Origin of the sequence: Gillisia marina (assembly GCF_000258765.1) — a bacterium.
Taxonomy (GTDB): domain Bacteria; phylum Bacteroidota; class Bacteroidia; order Flavobacteriales; family Flavobacteriaceae; genus Gillisia; species Gillisia marina.
In genome coordinates this window covers 45,881-69,985 of the sequence record NZ_AJLT01000024.1, presented here as the reverse complement: position 1 = coordinate 69,985, position 24,105 = coordinate 45,881, and the positions used below count along the sequence as shown (strand labels likewise).

The 24,105-nt window shown below is 35.6% G+C and carries 20 protein-coding genes; 8 read left to right on the top strand and 12 right to left on the bottom strand.

The features are described 5' to 3' along the window. The first annotated feature begins 267 nt into the window (after positions 1-267). The 3 genes from ON07_RS17755 to ON07_RS07890 are packed head-to-tail and all read left to right on the top strand — an operon-like array spanning position 268 to position 3,381. A complete protein-coding gene (locus ON07_RS17755) occupies positions 268-885 on the top strand; it encodes a CPBP family intramembrane glutamic endopeptidase (protein ID WP_316928115.1) in 618 nt (205 codons plus the stop codon). A 56-nt stretch (positions 886-941) separates the two neighbouring features. After that, a complete protein-coding gene (locus tag ON07_RS07895) occupies positions 942-2,033 on the top strand; it encodes an AMP-binding protein (RefSeq protein ID WP_010229794.1) in 1,092 nt (363 codons plus the stop codon). A 31-nt stretch (positions 2,034-2,064) separates the two neighbouring features. Then, positions 2,065-3,381, top strand: a complete 1,317-nt coding sequence (locus ON07_RS07890) for a M24 family metallopeptidase (protein ID WP_010229792.1) — start codon at positions 2,065-2,067, stop codon at positions 3,379-3,381. Here ON07_RS07890 and ON07_RS07885 read toward each other — a convergent pair. From ON07_RS07885 to ON07_RS07875, 3 genes are all read right to left on the bottom strand, one after another. Continuing rightward, the gene (locus ON07_RS07885) at positions 3,378-3,800 is read right to left on the bottom strand and encodes a DoxX family protein (protein WP_010229790.1); all 423 of its coding nucleotides are present in this window, start codon (positions 3,798-3,800) and stop codon (positions 3,378-3,380) included. The genes ON07_RS07890 and ON07_RS07885 overlap by 4 nt on opposite strands. Before the next feature lie 229 nt (positions 3,801-4,029). Then, complete coding sequence (locus ON07_RS07880; protein ID WP_010229788.1) at positions 4,030-5,670, bottom strand: M1 family metallopeptidase; 1,641 nt, start codon at positions 5,668-5,670, stop codon at positions 4,030-4,032. Positions 5,671-5,675: 5 nt separating this feature from the next. After that, on the bottom strand, positions 5,676-7,304 hold the full coding sequence (locus tag ON07_RS07875; protein ID WP_010229786.1) for an acyl-CoA carboxylase subunit beta: 1,629 nt from the start codon (positions 7,302-7,304) through the stop codon (positions 5,676-5,678). A gap of 325 nt (positions 7,305-7,629) precedes the next feature. Between ON07_RS07875 and ettA the strand changes: the two genes are divergently transcribed. Then, positions 7,630-9,321: an energy-dependent translational throttle protein EttA gene (gene ettA, locus ON07_RS07870; RefSeq protein ID WP_010229785.1), complete on the top strand. Its 1,692-nt coding sequence runs from the start codon at positions 7,630-7,632 to the stop codon at positions 9,319-9,321. Between the two features lie 599 nt (positions 9,322-9,920). Here the strand turns inward: ettA and ON07_RS07865 are convergent. The 3 genes from ON07_RS07865 to ON07_RS07855 form a co-directional block, all read right to left on the bottom strand. After that, entirely contained in the window at positions 9,921-11,162 is a 1,242-nt protein-coding gene (locus tag ON07_RS07865) for a DEAD/DEAH box helicase (RefSeq protein WP_010229783.1), read from the bottom strand. An 80-nt stretch (positions 11,163-11,242) separates the two neighbouring features. Beyond that, a complete protein-coding gene (locus ON07_RS07860) occupies positions 11,243-11,767 on the bottom strand; it encodes a SixA phosphatase family protein (RefSeq protein WP_010229780.1) in 525 nt (174 codons plus the stop codon). A 174-nt stretch (positions 11,768-11,941) separates the two neighbouring features. Further along, a complete protein-coding gene (locus tag ON07_RS07855; RefSeq protein ID WP_155807183.1) occupies positions 11,942-13,039 on the bottom strand; it encodes an esterase-like activity of phytase family protein in 1,098 nt (365 codons plus the stop codon). A 116-nt stretch (positions 13,040-13,155) separates the two neighbouring features. Between ON07_RS07855 and ON07_RS07850 the strand changes: the two genes are divergently transcribed. Then, positions 13,156-13,341 carry a CsbD family protein gene (locus tag ON07_RS07850; protein ID WP_010229775.1) on the top strand — a complete coding sequence of 62 codons (186 nt, stop codon included), beginning with the start codon at positions 13,156-13,158 and terminating at the stop codon, positions 13,339-13,341. Between the two features lie 60 nt (positions 13,342-13,401). Here ON07_RS07850 and clpB read toward each other — a convergent pair whose 3' ends face one another. Continuing rightward, on the bottom strand, positions 13,402-16,008 hold the full coding sequence (gene clpB, locus ON07_RS07845; RefSeq protein WP_010229772.1) for an ATP-dependent chaperone ClpB: 2,607 nt from the start codon (positions 16,006-16,008) through the stop codon (positions 13,402-13,404). Between the two features lie 228 nt (positions 16,009-16,236). Here clpB and ytxJ point away from each other — a divergent pair, with 228 nt between their 5' ends. Then, positions 16,237-16,629, top strand: coding sequence for a bacillithiol system redox-active protein YtxJ (gene ytxJ / locus ON07_RS07840; protein WP_010229769.1), 393 nt, complete (start codon positions 16,237-16,239; stop codon positions 16,627-16,629). A gap of 331 nt (positions 16,630-16,960) precedes the next feature. Here the strand turns inward: ytxJ and fahA are convergent, their stop codons facing one another. Then, the gene (gene fahA / locus ON07_RS07835) at positions 16,961-18,256 is read right to left on the bottom strand and encodes a fumarylacetoacetase (RefSeq protein WP_010229766.1); all 1,296 of its coding nucleotides are present in this window, start codon (positions 18,254-18,256) and stop codon (positions 16,961-16,963) included. A 109-nt stretch (positions 18,257-18,365) separates the two neighbouring features. Here fahA and glyA point away from each other — a divergent pair, with 109 nt between their 5' ends. Then, positions 18,366-19,640 (top strand): serine hydroxymethyltransferase, encoded by a 1,275-nt coding sequence (gene glyA / locus ON07_RS07830; RefSeq protein ID WP_010229762.1) that lies wholly within the window; start codon positions 18,366-18,368, stop codon positions 19,638-19,640. 216 nt (positions 19,641-19,856) lie between these two features. Then, a complete protein-coding gene (locus ON07_RS07825; RefSeq protein ID WP_010229760.1) occupies positions 19,857-20,240 on the top strand; it encodes a YkvA family protein in 384 nt (127 codons plus the stop codon). A 10-nt stretch (positions 20,241-20,250) separates the two neighbouring features. Here ON07_RS07825 and ON07_RS07820 read toward each other — a convergent pair whose 3' ends face one another. The 4 genes from ON07_RS07820 to hutI form a co-directional block, all read right to left on the bottom strand. Continuing rightward, entirely contained in the window at positions 20,251-21,051 is an 801-nt protein-coding gene (locus ON07_RS07820; protein WP_033445054.1) for an MBL fold metallo-hydrolase, read from the bottom strand. Positions 21,052-21,173: 122 nt separating this feature from the next. Further along, positions 21,174-21,632: a GNAT family N-acetyltransferase gene (locus tag ON07_RS07815; protein ID WP_010229755.1), complete on the bottom strand. Its 459-nt coding sequence runs from the start codon at positions 21,630-21,632 to the stop codon at positions 21,174-21,176. Positions 21,633-21,636: 4 nt separating this feature from the next. Further along, a complete protein-coding gene (locus ON07_RS07810) occupies positions 21,637-22,632 on the bottom strand; it encodes a formimidoylglutamase (protein ID WP_010229753.1) in 996 nt (331 codons plus the stop codon). 2 nt (positions 22,633-22,634) lie between these two features. Next, on the bottom strand, positions 22,635-23,870 hold the full coding sequence (hutI, locus tag ON07_RS07805; protein ID WP_010229750.1) for an imidazolonepropionase: 1,236 nt from the start codon (positions 23,868-23,870) through the stop codon (positions 22,635-22,637). Positions 23,871-24,105 lie beyond the last annotated feature (235 nt).

Here is a 24,105-nt window from a genome sequence, read left to right as displayed (position 1 = left end):
TTATTTTAGCAGTATTTATTGGACAAATTCCTTTAGCGGTTGCAATGTTCATGGAAGGAGGTATGGATATCGTAGGGATGGAAGAAAACGAAATGTTGAAGATCCTGGATTCCAATTTAAATTTATTTTTATTACTCCTAACATTCGCAGTAGGGCTGTTTGCCTTATTTTTTGTGGTTAAATTTATCCACTATCAACCTATTAGAACAGTAACTACATCACGCAAAAAAAGTAGATTGGAGCAGATTTTTCTTTGGATTTGGATTGGTGGCAATTTTCTCTATTGCAGTTACCGCTTTCGATTATTTTTCCAATCCGCAGGATTATGTTCTTAATTTTCAATCCGGACCATTTTTTATAATGCTTATTATCGCTTTAATAATGATTCCGCTGCAAACAAGTTTCGAGGAATATCTTTTTAGAGGGTATTTAATGCAAGGAATAGGGGTGTTGGTTAAAAATAGATGGTTCCCTTTAATTCTGACTTCAGTAGTATTTGGAGGTTTGCATTTCTTTAATCCCGAAGTAACGAAAATGGGAAATATTATAATGATCTATTATATAGGTACAGGTTTTCTATTGGGAATTATGACGTTAATGGATGAAGGTATGGAGCTGGCTTTAGGCTTTCATGCCGGTAACAACTTATTAACAGCTGTATTGGTTACTGCAGATTGGACAGCATTTCAAACGAATTCATTATTGAAAGATATTTCAGATCCAACAGCCGGAGTAGACGTGTTAGTCCCAATATTCATAGTCTATCCCTTGTTTTTATTTATAATGGCTAAGAAATATGGCTGGAGTGATTGGAGAGAGAAATTAATTGGAAAGGTAGAGGCTCCAATTGTTGATAATTATCTTCAAAATGTAGAAAATTCATAAATATTTTTGTTAATTTTAGGTATGAATATCAATATTTTTGTTAAAAGATAAGTCTAATGGTCGATAAATTCAGTATTCCAGAAACTCATATTGATTTTAAGATCAACAAGCAGCATTATTCCAATGATGATCTGGCAAAGGTGGCTTATAATTTTATTAAGGAAGGGGAGCCGCATGAAGGAGAGATTGGAGATTTTTTATTGGAATGGTTAAGGCCTTCAAAATTTATTGAGGTAACAACTTCTGGTTCTACCGGAGTGGCAAAAAAAATAAAAGTTAGAAAAGAGCATATGGTTAATTCTGCCATAGCTACAGTAAAATTTTTCGAAATGGAAGCGGGTTGTACGGCTCTCATGTGTCTACCTGCAAAATATATCGCAGGAAAAATGATGTTGGTTCGTGCAATGGTTTTAGGCTGGGAGCTAGATTTAGTTCCGCCATCTTCAAACCCTTTAGATAATTTATATAAGACCTACGATTTCTGTGCCATGACGCCTTTTCAATTAGATAATTCCATTAGCAGATTGCATCTAATTAATAAACTAATTGTTGGAGGAGGAGCGGTATCTCCCAATTTACAGGAAATGGTTCAAGGCTTAAATACCAAGGTTTATGAAACTTTTGGGATGACAGAAACCGTTTCACATATTGCTGCTAAGCGATTAAATGGAAAAAAGAAAAAGAATTCTCCCTTTAAATTAATGCCAAATGTGCATATTTCAGTAGATAATAGAGATTGTTTGGTGATTAAAGCACCTTCCATTGCTGATGATATTTTAGTTACAAACGATGTTGTAGAAATAGATACTTATAAGCAGTTCTATTGGAAAGGCAGGTTCGATAATGTGGTAAATTCCGGTGGGATTAAATTATACCCTGAAGACATTGAAAATAGATTAACCGATGTGATTGATGGTCGGTTTTTTGTAATTGGAATGCCCGATGATGCACTTGGTGAAAAATTAGTGTTGTTTGTAGAAGCAGATTTTTCAGAAGAATTATTATCGGAGCTTCAAGTGAAAGTACAATCTGTAAAAGAGCTTCATAAGTACGAAATTCCGAAGAAAATTTATCTTATTCAAAAATTCGAAGAAACTCCAAATGGAAAGATTCACCGAAAAAATACACTTCGAAGCAAAATTAAGTAACTTCCCTTTTTAATCTTCAACAACTAGTTATATGTACAAGTTTTTATTCCTTTTCCTATGCTTTGGTTTTTCGTTAAATGCACAAATTCTTTCAGAAAAAAATAGAGCAGAGGTTATAGATAATATTCTTCAAGATAAATTCGAAAATTTACTGCCCGACTTGATGGAGAGAACGGGAATAGATATGTGGGTGTTAATTTCCAGAGAATACAATGAAGATCCAGTTTTAAAAACGATGCTACCGGCTACTTGGTTAAATGCAAGAAGGAGAACTATTTTAGTTTTTTATAAACCAAAAGATTCAAATCTTGTTGAGCGAATGGCGGTGGCGAGATATAATATTGGCGATAATATTTCTTCTGTTTGGGATAAAGAAAAAGAACCAGATCAATGGAAAGCACTTATAGATCTTATTGCTGAAAAAAATCCTTCAAAAATAGGTTTAAATTATTCTGAAAATTTCGCACTTGCAGATGGCTTGGTAAAAACAGATCATGATGAATTTCTTGCAAATTTGCCAGATGCTATGAAACAGAAAATAGTATCTGCTGAAGATCTAGCTATAGGTTGGATAGAAACCAGGACTCCTATGGAGATGGAATTATATGAAGAACTGGTAGCAACAACACATGCAATTATAGCCGAAGCTTTTAGTAGTAACGTGATAACTCCGGGAAAAACCACTTCAGAAGAAGTTATTTGGTGGATGCGACAAAAAGTTACAGATCTGGGATTGGAAACTTGGTTTCATCCAACCGTAGATATACAGCGAAAAGAAGAAAAACTAAAAGACCATATCGATGCTTTTTCCAATGGGTATGGAGAAACTGTGATCCAGCCGGGAGATTTATTGCATTGCGATTTCGGAATCACGTATTTAAGGCTGAATACAGACTGCCAACAACATGCGTATGTTTTAAAAGCAGGAGAAACAAATGCACCTGAATATTTGGTAGAAGCCTTAAGTAAAGGAAATCTCCTACAGGATATTTTAACTTCTAATTTTAAAACTGGTGACTCTGGGAATGAAATATTAAAAAGATCATTATATCAGGCTAAAGAGTCTGGGCTTAAACCTTCTATCTATACGCATCCCTTAGGTCTTTATGGGCATTCTGCCGGGACTACTATAGGAATGTGGGATTCTCAAGGCGGTGTTCCGGGAACAGGAGATTATCAGCTTTTTCCAAATACAGTTTTTGCCATAGAACTTAATACTACGATAGCAATTCCTGAATGGAATAAAGATATTCGTATTATGCTCGAAGAAGCTGGTTTTTGGGGAGAAGAAGGTTTTAAATATGTTAATGACCGCCAAACGGAATTAATGTTAATACCTTCTAATTAATATCCCATTTTTAAATAATAGTCTGCGGAATGTTTTCCGGAGCCATAAATTATAAAGAAACAGGTAAGAAGTAAAACAGCAATCGCTAAAATTAAATTCCCCGGATTCATCACTCCTATAAAATTAATTAAGATCGCACCAAGGAGTATTGGAAGTTGTGCTATTAATGCCCAGCGCGTTAGTAATCCAAAGGCTATCATGAGACCTCCCACAAGATGTGCCGGCGCTACATAGTGAATAACGAGCATGATGCCCCCAAAATCACGAAGTGGCTTAAAAAGCTCTGTAAGGATCTGGCTTTGAGAAATAAATTGGAGCCCTTTTATGAAATAGAAAACTCCTAATGCAAGCCTTAAAATATCCAAGGAATAATAAGTATGCTTATTGGCCCACTTATTAAGAGATTTTATTGTTACCATAACTCGAAATTTAATCCTCCCATCGAGGGTTTAATTAATCGTCCCGATAATTAACTGGAAACCCCGAACTTTTATTTATCATATGATTTTATAAACAGTCGGCGTGTCCGATATGCTATCTAAGTTACTTATAATTAGTGAATTAAAGAAATGTTTTCTGGTACGGTTAGATGAAAAAGCCTCCAAGTTAAATTAAAACTTGGAGGCTATCGATTAATTTTGATTCAATTTATTTTGTGAATTTCGTTTCTATATAGAACTCTTTTTCATTGACTTTAATATCATCTAGATCTTCTACATCTTTTGGAAACTCCATCCAAGAATTTGTAGGAGTGATTCGAATTTCTTTATCATTTATAAAAATATCCACCGGCATATTAAAATTAGCTACATCTGTGTTCCATCGGTAGCTAATTCTTTTCTCTGTTTCTTTGAATTCCAACACGGGAATGGTAGATTTTCTAAGATATTGATCGAATATTGGTTGAAGATCTGTTGCTACCGGAGCGTTAAAGAAATCTTCCACGGTTTTAGTATCAATAGTTTGATGCTTGTAGGTTGTAGAAAAATCTTTTAATGTCTTCCACCAAAGCTCATCGTTATTATAGATGCTTCTTATGGTATTTATTATATTGGCTCCTTTTGCATACATATCTGGCGAGCCTTCACTATTTACACCATAATCTCCAATTATTGGAGCTAGATTGCCAATGTTTTTTCTAAGTCCTTCCAGATACTTTAAAGCATCTTCTTTCCCCCATCTACATTCAATATAAACAGCTTCAGAATACGTAGTGAAACCTTCATGGATCCACAAATCTGCAATGTCATTCGCTGTGATGCTATTTCCAAACCATTCATGTCCGGATTCATGGATTATAATAAAATCCCACTTTAATCCAATCCCGGTCCCGGAAAGATCACGGCCTAAATAACCCATTTTATAATAGTTCCCATAGGCAACGGCACTTTGGTGTTCCATACCAAGATATGGAGTTTCTACAAGCTTAAATCCATCTTCCTTAAAAGGATATTCGCCAAATTTTTCATAGAAACAATCCATCATCGGTTTTACCTCTGAAAATTGTTTTTTAGCTTTTTCAAGATTGTATGGCAACACATAATAATCTAAATCGAGATCCCTGAATGTATCCTGAAAGTGGACATAATTCGCGATGTTAAAAACGATGTCGTAATTATTAATGGGATTAATCACTTTGTAACTCCATCGAGTATAGCCATTATTTAATTCGGTTCTACCAATTAATCTTCCATTAGAAACATTGGTAAGACCATTTGGAACAGCAATTTCTATTAAAGCCTCCTCCGGTTCGTCGCTTTGATGGTCTTTATTTGGATACCAAAGACTGGCACCCGTGCCTTGAACCGCTACTGCGATCCACGGATTTCCATCTTCATCTTTTTTGAAAACAAATCCGCCATCCCAAGGCGCATTTTTTGCAACGATTGGATTCCCTGAATAAAATACTTGAATTGAATCTTTTTCTGAGGCCTTTATCGATTCTTTAAATTCAACAAAAACCGCATTGAATTTTCTGGTATACGAAAGTTGATTAGCACCATGCATAATAGAATCTATCTGCATGTTTTCAAAAAGATCTATCTGCATTACGGGCAATTCTTCCTCTGCTTTAAAGGTAATTGTATTAAAACCAGAAATATATCGCTCCACTGGATCGATCTGTACTTGCAAATGATATTTCAATACATCGTAGGCACGCTCAGGTCGCAATGAGCCTCGCAAGGAATCTGCTTCGGTATATTGCTTGTTTTTATTACTTAAAACTTGGGCTTGAGATGAAGTAGTTACTAAAATAGCGACTACCAATATCAATAAAACATTTTTCATAGAAATCAGGTCTGAATTACTCCTAAATTAAAATCTTTGGTAATAGGTGAGTGGTTCGCAGCCTCAATCCCTGTAGAGATCCATTTTCTGGTATCTAAAGGATCTATAATGGCATCTGTCCATAATCTTGCCGCTGCATAATAAGGAGAAGTTTGCTTGTCGTAACGCGCTTTTATTTTATCAAAAACTTCTTTCTCTTTATCAGCATCAACTTTTTCACCTTTTTTGGCCATGGAAGCAGTTTCAATTTGCGCTAAAACTTTAGCAGCTTGTGTTCCACCCATAACTGCAAGCTCAGCACTTGGCCATGCTACAATAAATCTAGGATCATACGCTTTCCCGCACATCGCATAATTTCCAGCTCCGTAAGAATTTCCGATGACGATGGTAAATTTTGGAACTACAGAATTACTCACTGCACTTACCATTTTTGCGCCATCTTTAATAATTCCGCCATGTTCACTTTTGCTTCCTACCATGAAGCCGGTAACATCCTGTAAAAATACCAAAGGAATTTTTTTCTGATTACAATTAGAAATAAAACGAGTCGCTTTATCGGCAGAATCGGAATAGATCACACCGCCAAATTGCATTTCACCGGTTTTTGTTTTTACAATTTTACGCTGGTTGGAAACAATACCAACTGCCCAGCCATCTATCCTTGCATACCCTGTAATTATGGTTTGCCCATATTCTTTTTTATATTCTTCAAACTCAGAATCATCTACCAATCTCGAGATGATTTCACGCATGTCATACTGATCGTTTCTTTTTCTTGGTAAGATTCCGAAAATTTCTTTTGGATCTAATTTTGGCTTAATTGGATCTTTTCTACTAAAACCGGCTTTCTCATAATCCCCAATTTTATCCATAATGCTCTTGATTTTATCTAAAGCATCTTTATCGTCTTTCGCCTTATAATCTGTAACCCCACTAATTTCAGAATGTGTGGTTGCGCCACCTAGTGTTTCATTATCTATAGACTCACCAATAGCAGCCTTTACCAAATAGCTTCCTGCTAGGAAAATACTTCCCGTTTTCTCAACGATGATCGCTTCATCACTCATAATTGGTAAATAAGCACCACCTGCAACACAACTTCCCATAACCGCTGAAATCTGGGTAATTCCCATGCTACTCATTACCGCATTATTTCTGAAAATTCTTCCAAAGTGTTCTTTATCGGGGAAAATTTCATCCTGCATTGGCAAGTAAACTCCCGCGCTGTCTACCAAATAAATAATAGGAAGTCTATTTTCTATTGCGATCTCTTGCGCTCTCAAGTTCTTTTTAGCGGTAATAGGAAACCAAGCCCCAGCTTTTACAGTGGCATCATTGGCAACTACAATACATTGTTTTCCGGCAACGTGGCCAATTTTTACAACGACTCCTCCACTTGGACAACCTCCATGTTCTTCATACATTTCATCTCCAACAAAAGCACCAAGTTCTATGGCGGCGTTAGAATCGTCTAAAAGATAATTGATGCGCTCTCTGGCGGTCATTTTTCCTTTTGCATGATGTTTTTCGATACGTTTTTCTCCTCCTCCAAGCTTAACCTGAGCGAGCTTCTGTCTTAATGTAGAAAGTAATAATTTATTATGATCTTCATTTTTATTGAAGTTAAGATCCATAGAATATGTAATTTTATTTCTTCCGAATTTATTTGATTTTTACAATGCATAGAAGTTCAGAACATTTCGGAATAGTATTCAAACTTCAGTAGCCGCGCTAAAATACAAAATCGAACTATTTATTTTGATTGAAAAAGTTGAAATACTAGGAAAATATAACAGTATGACTGTAATTCTGATTTCAAACTATTTTAATTCAGAATAAATAGAAAGGAAGAAATTTAATTTTAAGATATTTGTAGCATTGAAATAAATTAAAATTGCAAGCTAAAAGCTAGTTGTTTTACTTTCAGAAAGTGTCTAAATATTTAAAAAAACATATAAAATGGCAGATGATAATAAGGTAATTTTTTCCATGTCTGGGTTAACTAAAACCTTCCCGGGAGCGAATACACCAGTACTTAAAAATATTTATTTAAGTTTCTTTTACGGAGCAAAAATTGGAATTTTAGGATTGAATGGTTCTGGAAAATCTACATTACTAAAGATTATTGCAGGAATGGAGAAGAATTATCAAGGAGATGTAGTTTTTTCTCCTGGTTATACCGTTGGTATGCTGGAGCAGGAACCACAATTAGATGATGAAAAAACAGTTTTGGAAGTTGTTAAAGAGGGAGCTGCTGAAACAGTGGCAATTTTAGATGAGTACAACAAAATAAACGATATGTTTGGCCTTCCAGAGGTTTATGAGGATGCAGATAAAATGCAAAAACTCATGGACAAGCAGGCAGCTTTACAAGATAAGATTGATGCTTCCAATGCTTGGGAATTAGATACCAAGTTGGAAATTGCAATGGACGCACTTCGTACTCCGGATCCCGATAAGAAGATTGGAGTATTGTCTGGAGGGGAGCGTAGAAGAGTTGCCTTGTGTAGATTGTTATTGCAAGAGCCGGATGTGTTGCTATTGGATGAGCCAACTAACCACTTGGATGCAGAATCTGTACATTGGTTAGAACACCATTTAGCATCTTACAAAGGGACTGTAATAGCGGTAACTCACGATAGATACTTTTTGGATAATGTTGCGGGATGGATATTAGAACTAGATAGAGGAGAAGGAATTCCTTGGAAAGGAAATTACTCTTCTTGGTTAGACCAGAAATCTAAGCGTTTGGCACAAGAGCAAAAAACGGCCAGTAAACGTCAAAAAACTTTAGAGCGAGAATTAGAATGGTCTCGTATGTCTCCAAAAGGAAGACAATCTAAGCAAAAGGCGAGATTAAATAATTACGATAAATTATTGAGTCAGGATCAAAAGAAGATGGACGAGCAATTGGAAATCTATATTCCTAATGGTCCTCGTTTGGGAACGAATGTAATTGAAGCTAAAGGCGTAAGTAAAGCTTTTGATGATAAATTGCTGTATGAAGATCTTAACTTCACTTTGCCGCAAGCCGGAATTGTGGGGGTTATTGGGCCTAACGGTGCCGGTAAAACCACAATTTTTAAAATGATCATGGGGGAAATTTCTCCGGATCAAGGTAGTTTTGAGGTTGGAGACACTGCAAAAATCGCTTATGTAGATCAGAGTCATTCTAATATGGATCCAGAGAAAACAATCTGGCAAAACTTTAGTGACGAGCAGGAACTTATTAATATGGGAGGGAAACAAGTGAATTCCAGAGCCTATTTAAGTCGTTTCAACTTTGGGGGTGGAGAGCAGAACAAAAAAGTAAGTATGCTTTCCGGTGGGGAGCGTAACCGTTTGCACCTTGCCATGACGCTAAAAGAAGAAGGGAACGTATTGCTTTTAGATGAGCCAACAAACGACTTGGACGTGAATACGCTGCGGGCGCTGGAAGAAGGTTTAGATAACTTCGCAGGCTGTGCCGTAGTGATTTCTCACGATAGATGGTTTTTGGACAGAATTTGTACTCATATCTTAGCTTTTGAAGGAGATTCGCAAGTGTATTTCTTTGAAGGTGGTTTTTCTGATTATGAAGAGAATAAAAAGAAACGTTTGGGTGGAGATTTAATGCCGAAGCGAATTAAATATAAAAAGTTGACTCGATAAATTATCGATTTATTTATAAAACAAAACCTCCGAAGAATTTTCTTCGGAGGTTTTTGTTATATAGACCTATTAGGGTTTATTTTCTTTTGAATATCAGCGTAATTTCATCATCTGCAATTTGTGGATTATCTACGTTATGCAAGAATAATTCATTATTTTCTATAGAATACTTATAGGAATAGGTTGCTCCTTCGATAGTAATTATCTTATTGGAGATTGAATATTTTCGCGATCCATCTTCAGCTATGTAATAATTTTCCCCATTTGGGTTCTTTATATTTACACGGTTTTTAGATTCAATAAATTCTAGTGTGTAGTCACTAAAATCTTTTTCAGGATCATGAAAGCAAAAGCAGCTTACTTCACTTAGAAACCAAGAGCCTTAAGTTGCGGGTCAACATCTTCTTTTGAACAAGAGTTTAAAAATAAAATACTAGTGATAAGAAGTACTAATTTTTTCATGTTATCTAATTTTTTAGGTCTAAGTTATTGAAATTATTGGGAATAGGAAATGTAGCAACAATCACACTTCGACTGCGCTATTAGATTAGCATTATTTAATAGATTTCTCCCTGCGGTCGTAATGACACACAAAAAATCTATTTATACCAACGTTTTTTATTCGCTTTAGAACCACTTCCTTTTCTCCCTTTTTTATGCTTGCTGCCTTTCTTTTTATGAACTATTGGTTCAGCATTTTTCTCCAAAGGATAAGGATGTTCTGTCTCTACAGGGATTTTATTTCCGATCAGGGTTTCAATGAATTTTACATATTGTTTTTCATCTGCACTGCAAAAAGAAATGGAGGTTCCCACACTTCCTGCGCGTCCTGTTCGCCCAATTCTATGCACATATACTTCAGACATGCTTGGGATGTCGAAATTGATCACATAATCTAAACTATCTATATCCAATCCACGGGCAGCAAGATCTGTTGCAACCAATATATTTACTTCTTTCCTTTTAAATCGTTCTAAGGCTGAAGTTCTATCTGTCTGGCTTTTATCTCCGTGAAGTTCATCGGCTTTAAAACCATTTTTCACAAGGGATTGTAAGGCTTTTTCTACTCCGAACTTGGTTCTTCTAAAGATCAAGACAGACTTATTTTTAACAACATTTCGCATTACGTAAAGCAATAACTCAATTTTATCTTGCTTCGGAACCATGTACAATTTCTGCTCAATAGATGGTGCTGCGGAAGAATTGGTGGTTAACTCAATCTTTTCGGGATTTTGAAGTAAGGATTTTGCAAGATCCTGAACTTTTGGAGGAATAGTTGCTGAAAACATCAATCGTTGCACCAAATTAGGAGCGAGCCTGATTATCTTTTGTACTTCATCTATAAAACCCATATCTAGCATTAAATCGGCTTCATCTAAAACCAAAATTTCTACTTCATCTAGGTTGATATATCCTTGTTTTCTAAGGTCTAAAAGTCTCCCGGGTGTTGCTACCAAAATATGTAACCCATTTTTTAATAAGTTAATTTGGGGTTGCATGGATGCACCACCAAAAACAACTCCCGATTTTATATTGGTGAATTTTGAATAGTCCTTAATATTCTCTGCAATTTGAACTGCAAGTTCTCTTGTAGGGCTTACAATTAGCACAGAGAGTGTACTTTTTGTTTTTTCGTCCTCAACACGTTTATTTAAGAGTTGTAATAATGGAATCGCAAAGGCACCTGTTTTCCCTGTTCCGGTTTGGGCACATGCAATAACATCATTCCGCCTTAAGATTTCCGGAATCACCTTTTCCTGAATTGGAGTAGGGCTGGTGTGTCCTATTTCAGAAATTCCCTCTTGAATAGTTTGGGATAACGGTAAGTCTTCGAAAAGCATAGTTTTATTTTAGGCTTCAAAGATACTATAATTGTGCGTTGACTTCACTAGCAAAAAATGAAGTCAGCTAAAAGATGGATTTAGTTGACATACAAAACCTGAGAGCTTACGGAACCATCTAAATTTACAGTTAGAAAAAATAAAGCACCATTTTCACTGTCCGATAGATGCTCGTATTTATTCTCTTTTAAGATGGCGTTTGCGAATTCTGGTGTGGTATTGCTATGCCCAACCACTAAAACTGTTTTTCCTTTAGTTTCCTTTTGAAATGTCTCATTGTACATCGCTCTAGGGTCGTAGTTATGAATTTCCAATCCTTTTGAAGTTGCTGTTGGCTGAGCGGTTGCCTGAGTACGTTTGTAGTTTGTGCTATAAACCATATCGAATGGAATATCTTTAAAAACCTGAGCCCAATTTTCGGCTCTTTGGATACCTGTATCATTTAACCTAGGATCTCTTTCGGTAGCATTGCTTCTGTCTTTCTCTGCATGCCGAATTAAATAATAAGTAGTTATCTCATTATGATTTTCAGTTTCAGTTTTTTCTGACGGGTTAGTATTGAAGGTGGAAAGAACGATTGTGAGGATGATTGCTATACTTTTCATAATTTATTATTTGTTAGTCCATATAAATCATAAACCGATAAAGCTTGTCCTTCTGTCCCGACGCTTCGGGAGTTTCAGAATCTCAAATATTTGTAAATCAATATTATCAATTAAGACCCTGAAATAAATTAAGGGTGACGAAATAACTTATTTATGATAAAAACGTATATAAATTTATTGTTTTATGATGACTTCCATCAAAATTACTTGATTCAGTTGTTTTCCCAAGGAATTAAAATTGTTATCTGAAATTAAAATTAAAGTTTTGTTCCCATTTGGAAGATCGGGCCCAAATGTCATTCCCTCAACATTATCTATAATGCCATCGGTTAACTTCTTTTTCACCGATTTAAAATCGAATACAAGTTGCTTGGTGGCTTTAATGTATTTTTCTTTTCTAAGGTTTTGAATTTTCAAAGTGTTCGAAGCATTTTTAGAATTTACATCGAAAATCCGAACCGTATTTCCATAGCTGCCATGACCTGCAGAGAATGCTCTTTCCAATACCAAAAATTTATGCGGTGCATATTGGATTAATTCGGTAAGTCCATTTACGGCAAAATACATCCATGGAATTTTGGAAATGTTTCCTAGAGAAATAACAAATTGATCATCGGCTTCTCCAGAATTCTTGTTGAAATGTGTAATTCTTATGGGAGATTTGGTTGGGAATAGCTTTGGCTTAGAGCCATCTTTGGTAAGTGGAAGTTCCATTCCTGCCCAAAAACCTTCGTTGTTGAAGTCTTTGGTAAGGCCTTCAAAAACACCATTATTTCTTGGTTGCTGAATTCCAGTAGATGTAAAATATTCCGGAAGGCTGAAATTCTTAAGAAGACTCCCTTGTGAATCTACATAGAAAATAGATGGTTTTTGATTCTGTTTTATGGCTCCTTCACTGGTGAGCACAATATTTCCTGAATTACTATCGATCCTTATCGCCTCTAAATCCAAAGTATTTGCTTTCAAAAAACTTGAAGTCCTATCCAGTTTTATTACTTCAGAAAAAAGAACTGTATCAATTTTATTTTGATTGATTATAATTTCTGACCTATAAAATCTAGGATCCCCGGGATGATCACATGCAATATAATAAGTACCGTCTTTATAATCTATGCCGGAAAGGCCACCAACCTTGGTTCCTCCAATCATCAGATCATTTTCTATAATATAATCGTCCAAAAATCGGAGTTCAATAGAATCTGTAAAAATCTTTTTGGAAGTTCCGCAGCCCATAAAACATAGGCTTAAGAAGAGGAGGCTTATTTTTTTCATTTATTAGACTGAAAAGTAAAAATAACAAATCCTTAAGATAATAATAGGAGTTTATTGACACATTTCGGAAATAGTAAATCTTAGATTTGGGTATTATTAACTAAAAAACCAGTATTATGAATAATGACCAGATTGAAGGAAAATGGAAACAGGTTAAAGGTAAATTCAAACAAAAATATGGTAAACTTACCGATGATGATTTAGAATATTCAGAAGGAAAGTTTGACGAAATGATGGGCCGTTTGCAAGAAAAAACGGGTAAAACCAAAGAAGAATTAAAGGATGAAATAGATAAGTGGTAGATGATAGATCTCCGCTTATTGAAAAGGGCTACTTAGGAAACTAAGCAGCCTTTTTTTTTATTACTCTTTCTTTGCGAGTTCTTCCTGATTTCTAAAAACTAATGTGTCATCAAATTCATCCAATAAAATAATGCTATCGGTTTTAACTTTTCCGGAAAGAATTTCTTTAGAAAGTTTATTTAAAACCTCTCTTTGCAATACCCTCTTCACGGGTCTCGCGCCATATTGAGGGTCAAAACCTTGTTTGGAAAGAAATGTTAATGCTTCATTGGTGGCATCTAAAACGATTCCTTGTTTAGACAGCATCTTTTTCAATCCTTTTAACTGAAGTCCAACAATTTTTAAAATATCTTTTTTGTTTAGTGGAGTAAATAGAATGATATCATCTATTCTATTAATAAATTCTGGTCTAACCGTTTGTTTAAGTAAACCTAGAACTTCCACTTTTGCACTTTCCATAGCGGTATCTAAATCTTTAACCGTTTCAAATTTCTCCTGAATTATACTAGAACCCATATTGGAGGTCATAATGATAATGGTATTCTTAAAATCTGCTAAACGTCCTTTATTATCTGTTAGCCTTCCTTCGTCTAAAACTTGAAGAAGAATATTAAAGGTGTCCGGATGCGCTTTTTCAATTTCATCTAAAAGGATTACAGAATAAGGTTTTCTTCTAACGGCTTCGGTAAGTTGCCCGCCCTCATCATAACCAACATATCCCGGAGGTGCTCCAACTAATCTGCTAACTGCATGACGTTCTTGATACTCACTCATATCTATTCGAGTCATCGCAGCTTCGTCATCAAAAAGGTATTCTGCAAGGGCTTTCGCTAATTCGGTTTTACCAACACCGGTAGTACCTAGGAATAAGAACGTTCCGATTGGTTTTTTCTGATCTTGTAAACCGGCTCGACTTCTTCGAACTGCATCACTCACGGCCTGAATAGCTTCTTCTTGACCAACTACTCTTTTGTGTAATTCATCTTCAAGTTTCAACAATTTTTCTCGTTCGCTTTGCAACATTTTAGTTACAGGTACACCGGTCCATTTTGCTACAACCTCGGCAATGTCCTCGTAAGTTACTTCCTCTTTAATGAGTGTTTTACTATCCTGATTTTCTTCAACCTGTTTTTGTAGTAATTCTAATTTTTCCTGAGCCTCTTTAATTTTACCATATCGTATCTCTGCAACTTTTCCGTAATCCCCATCGCGTTCAGCTCGTTCTGCCTCCAATTTAAATTGCTCGATATCAGATTTAGCCGATTGAATATTATCTACAACCTCTTTTTCGTTTTTCCATCTCGCATGTAATTCGTTGCGTTCTTCCTTAAGGTTTGCCAGTTCTACGGTTAAGGTTTTTAACTTAGATTCATCATTTTCACGTTTTATAGCTTCAATTTCAATTTCCAACTGTGTTACCTTTCTATCCAATACATCTAGCTCTTCGGGTTTAGAATTGATCTCCATTCTAATTTTTGAAGCTGCTTCGTCCATAAGATCAATCGCTTTATCCGGAAGAAATCTATTGGTAATATAACGTTGAGAAAGTTCTACTGCGGCTATGATGGCTTCATCTTTAATACGCACTTTATGGTGAGTTTCATATTTTTCTTTGATTCCACGAAGGATAGAAATTGCACTTTCGGTATCTGGTTCATCTACGACCACTTTTTGAAAACGTCTTTCTAAGGCCTTATCTTTTTCGAAATATTTCTGGTATTCATCTAAAGTTGTTGCTCCAATCGCTCTTAATTCCCCACGAGCTAAAGCTGGTTTTAAGATGTTTGCAGCATCCATAGCGCCCTGTCCACCACCGGCACCAACAAGGGTATGGATTTCGTCTATAAATAGTACGATGTCCCCATCACTTTCGGTTACTTCTTTGATCACTGCTTTTAAGCGCTCTTCAAATTCTCCTTTATACTTTGCTCCCGCAATAAGTGCTCCCATATCCAATGAGAAGATCTGCTTATTTTTTAAATTTTCCGGAATATCTCCATCTATAATCCTATGTGCTAATCCTTCAGCAATAGCCGTTTTACCAACACCCGGTTCTCCAACAAGCATCGGGTTGTTCTTTGTTCTACGAGATAAAATTTGAAGGACCCGTCTAATCTCTTCATCTCTTCCAATAACCGGATCCAGTTTTCCTTCTTCGGCTAATTTATTGAGGTTTTTAGCATACTTATTAAGCGAATTATAAGTTTCCTCTGCACTTTGAGAAGTTACTCTGTCTCCTTTTCTAAGTTCTTCTATAGCCGATTTAAGGTTTTTCTCCGAAGCCCCTTGATCTTTTAAAATCTGAGCAACTTTACTTGAAGATTTAAAAATGGCAAGAATAAGATGCTCTATGGAAACATATTCATCTTTCATTTTGTTAGCAATCGTGCTCGCTTCATTCAAAGTGGTAGAAGCGGTTCTTGAAAGCATCGTTTCTCCACCTGAGACTTTTGGAAAATTCTCTAAGGTTTTATCTAAGATTTGAGTAAATAACCCAATATTGATATTTAATTTTTTAAGTAGAAAGGGAGTCACATTTTCATCGACCAAGGTGATGGCATTAAAAATATGTTCGTTTTCTATTTGTTGATGCCCTAATTCCTGAGCAAGTTGTTGCGCTTGCTGGATGGCCTCTTGTGATTTTATAGTGAAATTATTGAAATTCATAAGTTGAAATTTTAAATACAGAATTGAAATAACAAAATATACACCAGCATGATAACACCGTCAAAATGGCCGCTATCACTGGGTTTTATAAGACATTTTGTCTGTTTTAATTATAGATAAGTTACGCCTTTGGATTGCTATTTAAAATTTCATTAGGTAAATTTTAATACCGGGATTGAGAATTTTATTACTTGAAATCCTATTTTTGCACACTAAATTATAATGAATATGGGATTTTTTGATAAAATGTTCAAGTCTGATAATGACGATACAAAATCGGCAAAGCCATCTGTTCCATGGATACAGTTAACTAAAAAGGAAACATTGGAAGAAATTGCTGAAGATTCATCCAACCAGCCAATTGCAATTTTAAAACATTCTACCACTTGTGGAATCAGCAGAATGGTTTTAAGACAATTTGAGCAAAATTATAATTTAGAGCCAGACTCCGTTAAATTATATTTTTTAGATCTTTTAAGTTATAGAGACATTTCCAATAAGATTGCAGTAAGATTTAATGTGCCGCATGAAAGCCCTCAATTAATAGTAATTAAAGATGGGAAGGCTATTTATGATGCTTCTCACAGTGCGATAGATGTAGAGAAATTAAGTACGGTGTAATTTTAACACGTAAATTTCTTAAAATTTTCTTTTGTAATTATTTAATAAGTAAGGTTAAAATTCTTATAAATCATTATTAGATAAAGGGTTGCGCATGTATCTTCATACTATTATTTATTAACCATTTAAATATAGTATCATGGCAAATCAAAAGGATCCACAGAAAAAAGATCAAAAAGGGAATCAGCAATCTGGCGCTAAAAATCAGCCTAAAAAGCAAGAGGACCAAAGAAAAGAATCACAGAATCCAAGAAGATGATTTTGTGAAGTAAAATTAAATGCCTGTTAAGTTTTAACCTAACAGGCATTTTTTATTATAAAATAAATAAATTTATTTTTTCTTAGCTTGAGGTTGATAAACCGGAAGAAGCTTAGTGCTTACTTCGCCAAAACCAATCCTTCTATCTTTTCCTTCACAATAACCGCGCATAATCACAGTATCGTTATCTTCTATAAATTTACGCTCACTGCCATCATTTAATTTCACAGGCTTTTTTCCTCTCCAAGAAAGTTCTAGCATCGATCCGTAAGAATCTGGTGTTGGTCCTGAAATTGTACCAGAACCCATCATGTCTCCGGAGTTAATTGGGCAACCATTAACCGTATGATGCGCCAATTGTTGACTCATATTCCAATACATATATTTGAAATTGGATTTAGAGACCGTTGTTTCTTCTTTATCTTCCGGTTGAATTGCGACTTCCAGATTAATATCGAAGCTCTTTTTACCTTTAAATTGAAGGTATGGAAGCAACTCTTTTTCTGGATCTGGCCCCTTAGTTCTAAACGGTTCCAAGGCATCTAAAGTTACTATCCATGGAGAAATGGAGGAAGCAAAATTCTTTGCTAAGAATGGCCCAAGTGGCACGTATTCCCATTTTTGAATATCTCTGGCGCTCCAATCGTTAAACAAAACCATTCCAAAAATATAGTCTTCAGCCTCGTCTATAGGAATTGGCTCACCTAGAGGGTTTCCATCGGTTGTAATGAAAGCCATTTCTAATTCGAAATCAACCAATCTTGAAGGTCCAAAAACAGGTTCTGTAGCACCATTTGGCATTTTTTGTCCTTGTGGTCTATGCACCGGAATTCCGCTAGGGATTATAGAAGAACTTCTTCCATGGTATCCTACAGGAATGTGCAACCAGTTTGGTAAAAGTGCATTGTCTGGATCACGAAACATAGTCCCAACATTGGTAGCATGCTCTTTACTGGAATAGAAATCGGTGTAATCACCCACTTGCACGGGTAATTGCATTTCAACTTCATTTAAAGTAAAAAGTACTGTATTTCGGTGGTCTTGATTATCTTTAAGTTGTGGATTTTTGGCATCAAAAATATCGGCGATACGGTTTCTTACCAAACGCCAAGTCTTTTTACCATCAGATATAAAGTCGTTTAAAGTATCTTGAAGAAAAATGTCATCTGTAAGTGGAATTTCGTCAAAATATCCTAATTGATGTAGGGCGCCTAGATCAATGGCATAGTCACCAATTCTGGTTCCAATAGTAACCACATCATCTCTTGTTAAAAAAACTCCGAAAGGGATATTTTGAATTGGAAAATCTGTGTTATTTGGTATGTCCAGCCAGGTTTTTCTTTTAGGATCATTTGCTGTAATAGGCATATGTTATTTTGTTTTATTCTTAAATGTATTGATTTCAAAGTTATTATTTTCCAGCAATTAACCGATTGGAATTATTACTTTTGAGGAATATTTAACGTAAAAATTTAACATGCAACAAGATACACAAATTTTTGATCTGATAGAAGCTGAAAGAAACCGTCAAATAAACGGTTTAGAACTAATTGCTAGTGAGAATTTTGTGAGTGATCAGGTGCTTCAAGCAGCCGGATCTGTACTAACAAACAAATATGCTGAAGGCTATCCGGGAAAAAGATATTATGGAGGTTGTGAGATCGTAGATGAAGTGGAAACCTTAGCCATAGAGCGATTAAAAGAACTATTTAATGCTGAATATGCCAATGTGCAGCCACATTCCGGTTCTCAGGCAAATACTGCGGTTTTTCATGCATGTATGCAACCGGGAGATAAATTTCTTGGCTTCGATCTTTCTCATGGAGGTCATTTAACACATGGCTCTCCGGTTAATTTTTCTGGGAGATTATACACTCCTGTTTTTTATGGAGTAGATAAAGAAACAGGTTTAATAGATTACGATGCAGTTGCTGAGATTGCTGAAAGAGAAAAACCAAAAATGATTATTGCTGGAGCTTCAGCATATTCAAGAGAAATAGATTACAAAAGATTTAGAGAAATAGCAGATAGCGTTGGTGCAATTTTATTTGCAGATATCGCACACCCGGCAGGCTTAATAGCAAAAGGTCTCTTGGGCGATCCATTACCGCATTGTCATGTAGTAACTTCTACTACCCATAAAACCTTACGTGGACCACGAGGTGGAATTATCATGATGGGGAAAGATTTTGATAATCCTTTCGGATTAAAATTGAAAAACGGGAATCTTAAGAAAATGTCTACGCTTTTAGATAGTGGAGTTTTTCCTGGAAATCAAGGTGGACCTTTGGAGCATATTATAGCAGCAAAAGCAGTTGCATTTGGAGAGGCTTTAACTGATGAATTTCTTCATTATATGGTTCAGGTTAAGAAAAATGCCAAGGCGTTGGCTGAAGCATTTGTTGCTAAGGATTATAAGGTGATCTCCGGAGGAACAGATAATCACATGATGTTAATAGATCTTAGAAATAAGAACATTACCGGAAAGCAAGCAGAGGAAGCATTAGGAATGGCTGAGATTACTGTAAATAAAAATATGGTGCCTTTTGATGATAAGTCTCCATTTGTGACCTCTGGAATTCGTGTTGGAACCCCTGCAGTTACTACCCGCGGACTTAAAGAGGATGATATGGCTAAGATCGTAGATCTTATAGATCGTGTGATCACCAATTTTGAAGATGATGCCGAACTTATAAAAGTTGAAGCTGAGGTTCTTGATATGATGCAGGATTTGCCACTTTTTAATGGATAATTTTTAAAAAGTTCTGTAAAAGCAGTCAAGTTTTTCCAATAGCTATCGGCATTGTTTCAGTTTCTAATAGGTATGCTCAACTTTAGATCCTGAAATAAATTCAGGATGACCATGAATTGTCATCCTGAGCTTGTCGAAGGATCTCGATGAAGCATAATCTCTTTACTATGAGATCCCTCCTGTCGTCGGGATGACAAATTCTTAAATTATTTAAACTTGAATTTTCTAGATAATCTTAAATCTAAAGTTAAAAAGCTCAAAAATGAGATTCAGGTTTTAGCAATTGCCTATAGCGATCCTCGAACTCCATGGACAGCTAAATTACTTATTGGATTAACGGTTGGATATTTATTAAGCCCTATAGATCTTTTTCCAGATTTTATTCCTGTATTAGGAATAGTTGATGATCTTATTTTGGTGCCATTATTAATAACGGCTTCTATAAAGCTAATTCCTCAAAATGTAATGGCTGCGGCTAGGGAAGAAGCTCTTAAAAATCCAAAAAGGATGAAAAAGAACAACTGGATTGTTGCATTTTTCATCCTTTTATTATGGGTTTTCCTAATTTTTAAATCGTATCAGCATCTATTTTCAGAATAGATTTGAGAAATTATTTCATTTCAGGATACCAATTCAACTGCGCCACTTCAATCTCCTTATTTCCCTTATTCACCAATTCTTTAAATTTGGAAACATCTGAAAGTCCATCTTTTCCTCTGTAGTGGTAAGGATAAACTTTTTTAGGAGCGAAAGCTAAAACGCCATCGGCAGCATCTTCTACGGTCATAGTGTAAGGTAAATTCATGCAAACCAATGCAACATCTATATTTTCTAGGTCTCTCATTTCAGGAATATCTTCGGTATCTCCAGAGATATAAAGTCGTTGCCCATCTTTCTCTACTACATACCCATTTCCTCTTCCCTTGGTATGCATTGCATCTTTGGCTTCAGGTAAATTATACATAGGAACTGCTTTAACAGAGAATCCCATAATTTCTTTAGTATCACCATTGTTCATGACCATTAAATTTGCTTCCATTTCTTTTGGTAATTTCTCCTTCACAGCCTGTGGTACAATTACTTTAGTGTCACCTAATTTAAGAGCTTCCAAGGTTTTAGCATCCATATGATCTCCATGAATATCGGTAATTAACACAAAACTTGGAGCATCTTTTCCTTTAAAAGCATCGGCGCCACCTACAGGATCTGTATAAATAACAGCATCTTCCCATTTTATAACGGCAGTAGCGTGAGAGATTGGTTCAATTTCTATAGCTGTTACTCTCTTTTCATTTTCTTGATCTGAAACTGCAGTAACTTCAGTTTCCATTTGTTTGTCCTTCTTCTCTTCATCTTTACAAGAGGTGAACAATACACCCAAGCAGCATATCGCAATTATTGATCTTTTCATCTTCAATTGATTTTAGTTAATTATTTTTCTGAATCAAAAAAAGCCCGAAAATGGGGCTTTTATATTGATATTTCTATAAAGTTAAGAAAGCTGTTTCGGAATCTTCCCTTATTAATAAAGATTTAAGAAAGGTTCAACTCCATTTTAATATCTCCTCTGGAATAGGGATTGTCTTCTTCAATAGGGATTTCTACAAAACCATATTTCTCATAAATATAAATAGCATTTTCAAGCTTTCTATTGGAATAAATTATCAATTTTTTCCATTTTTTCTGTTTTGCAAAATTAATAGTGTGCTCCATTAATTGTTGCCCTACTTTCTTTCCTTGGGCAGCAGGGGTAACCGCCATCTTTGTGAGCTCAAAAATAGCATCTTCCATTTTCATCAAGGCTACAGTTCCAATGATAGCTTCGTTTTCCTTTACAAAAAAGATCATTCCTCCAGGTTCTATGATGTATTTATTAGGATTTCCTAAAACATCTTCATCGTGGGGTTCTACCCAGAAAAATTTTTCTAACCAAGCGAGGTTTAGTTTTTTGAAATCTTCAGCATACGCGGGGCTGTATGAAATTATTTCCATAGGTTTAGTGTATAAAATCTGTAATAAAATAACTTAGGGCTTTTCCAACCTTTGCTTCTGAAGTGTCATTAGAAGTCGCTTCACAAATATGTAAATATTTAATATGCTCTTCTTCTGAAGCGATTCTTATAAAATTTCTAATCATGTTTATTGCGAATCCACTTGGGGTTTGGGCGCTGCTAGGAAAACCTTTAATGGCATCGCAATCCAGTTCGAGTCCGAAATTATCATGTGAAACAAATTCTAATTCTTCTCGAAAAGCCTGTACAATTTTTTCTGAAGGCATTAAAAGCAGATGTTCAAAAAGACGATAGCCATCATTGGCCGAATGAAGCATATCTTCAAAAATATACTGAGGCGTATGGTTTTGATGCAATCCGAAAATACGGTACTTTGCCAAAAACCCATCTTTTCGTGCAAAGCTAAAGCCGTTTCCACTATGCCTAATATCTGTTTTTCGAAGATCTGTATGGGCGTCTATATTTAAAACATGAATCTGCTTTTTTAAAGCTTCCGAAGTTCCTTTAATGTTTCCGTAAGCATTGTTATGTCCACCGCCAACAATGATAGGGATTTTACCAGCTGTAACAATTTTTTGTACAACAGCACTGGTTATAGCATCTATTTTTGAAACTAAATCTCCGAGTTTTTGAATATAATTCGGGTCTTTGGGATCTATGTTTGAAGCTTTCTCAAGCGCTTCGGTACAATCTACTTCCCCTAAAAGAATTAAATTTTCCGGCTTGGTATATTGGTTTGCTTGAATGTTAAGTAATGAATTTAAACATGTTTCCCATGCTCGGGAGGCACCAGATCTTCCTAAATTGGCACGTACACCAATATCTTCCGGTATTCCAAATAATACATATTTAGAACTGGATGAAGCTAAGGCTTCAAAATCCTGTATAAACGAAATCTTTTCTCCAAATTTCGTTTCGCCCTCTCGGGTTTTAAGGATATTGGAAATGCTTTTTTGGCTGTGTAATTTAAAACCTTCCATAGCTATATTTTTTCTCCATTTAGATAAACCGCTTCAATAGCATTACTTCCAAAAGCATAGGGTAAATAGGTGTAGGATGGGATGGGTTTAGTGATTATTAGGTTTGCTAGCTTTCCTTTGGTGATGCTTCCCACTTTTTCAGATAAATCCATTGCATAGGCGCCATTTATGGTTGCAGCATTTATGGCTTCTTCTGGAGTCATTTTCATCTTCACACAAGCCAAGGATACAACCAGATTCATATTTCCACTAGGAGCGCTCCCCGGATTAAAATCGGTTGCAAGGGCTAAAGGTAGCCCTGCGTCTATGATCATTCTTGCGGGAGTATAAGGTATACTCAAGAAAAGAGAACATCCTGGTAGCGCTACCGGCATAGTGTGCGAGCCTTTTAGAGATTCCACATCTTCTGCTCTCATTTCTTCTAAATGATCTACACTAAGCGCATCGTTCTCTACACCTGCCTGCACACCACCAATTGCATTGAATTGATTGACATGAATCTTTGGTCGCAAGTTAAATTTAGCAGCAGCTTTCAAAAGTTTATTAGTGTCTTCTACTGTAAAGTATCCTTGTTCACAAAAAATATCTATATACTCGGCAAGATTTTCTTCTGCCACGGCGGGAAGAATTTCATCGATCACGTAATTTATATATTCCTCTTTCTTGTTTTTATAATCCAAGGGTAGGGCATGAGCTCCTAAAAATGTAGCTTTTATGGGTAGGTTATAATTCTGCTTTAATTTTTTGATCACTCGAAGCATCTTTAACTCTGCATCTTTAGTGAGACCATAACCAGACTTTATTTCAACAGCACCAGTTCCCAACTGCATAACCTCCTCCAATCTTTTTGCAGATTGTTTGTAAAGATCTTCTTCAGAAGTGTTTTGCAATGTTTTAGCCGAATTTAAAATTCCTCCACCATTCTTCGCAATCTCCTCGTAAGATAGCCCACTAATTCGCTGACTAAATTCTTGCTCTCTATTTCCGGCGTATACAATGTGGGTATGAGAGTCGCACCAAGTAGGCAATATCATTTTTCCTGTTAGATCGATGGTTTTATCTGCTGAAATTTCAGGGAGATTTTCCATTTTTCCGAAGTCGAAAATCTTATCGTCTTCCAATAATAACCATGCATTCTTGATGGTTGGAAGTATGTTCATCTCCTTTCCGGAAAGTTTTGAAACAGAAGTTTCTCTAACCTGAAGCAGTTCTTTGATATTTGTAAAAAGTAATTTCATGATGTAAAGATAAAAAAGCCCGTAGGTTTTTCGTGCTACATTTCAGAAATTGAAAGCTCACAGCTATAAGATGTGTTGAGCGATGATTTTTTTGGTCTTCCGGGATGTTTTCTATTTAATTGAATCTTTCAAAAAAACATGAATGTTGTTCTTCTGAAATCTAGAACTTTAATTCCCTATTCAGAGTTTTAATAAAATATGGCTGTGTAAAAATGTAATAAAATTATCATCCTGT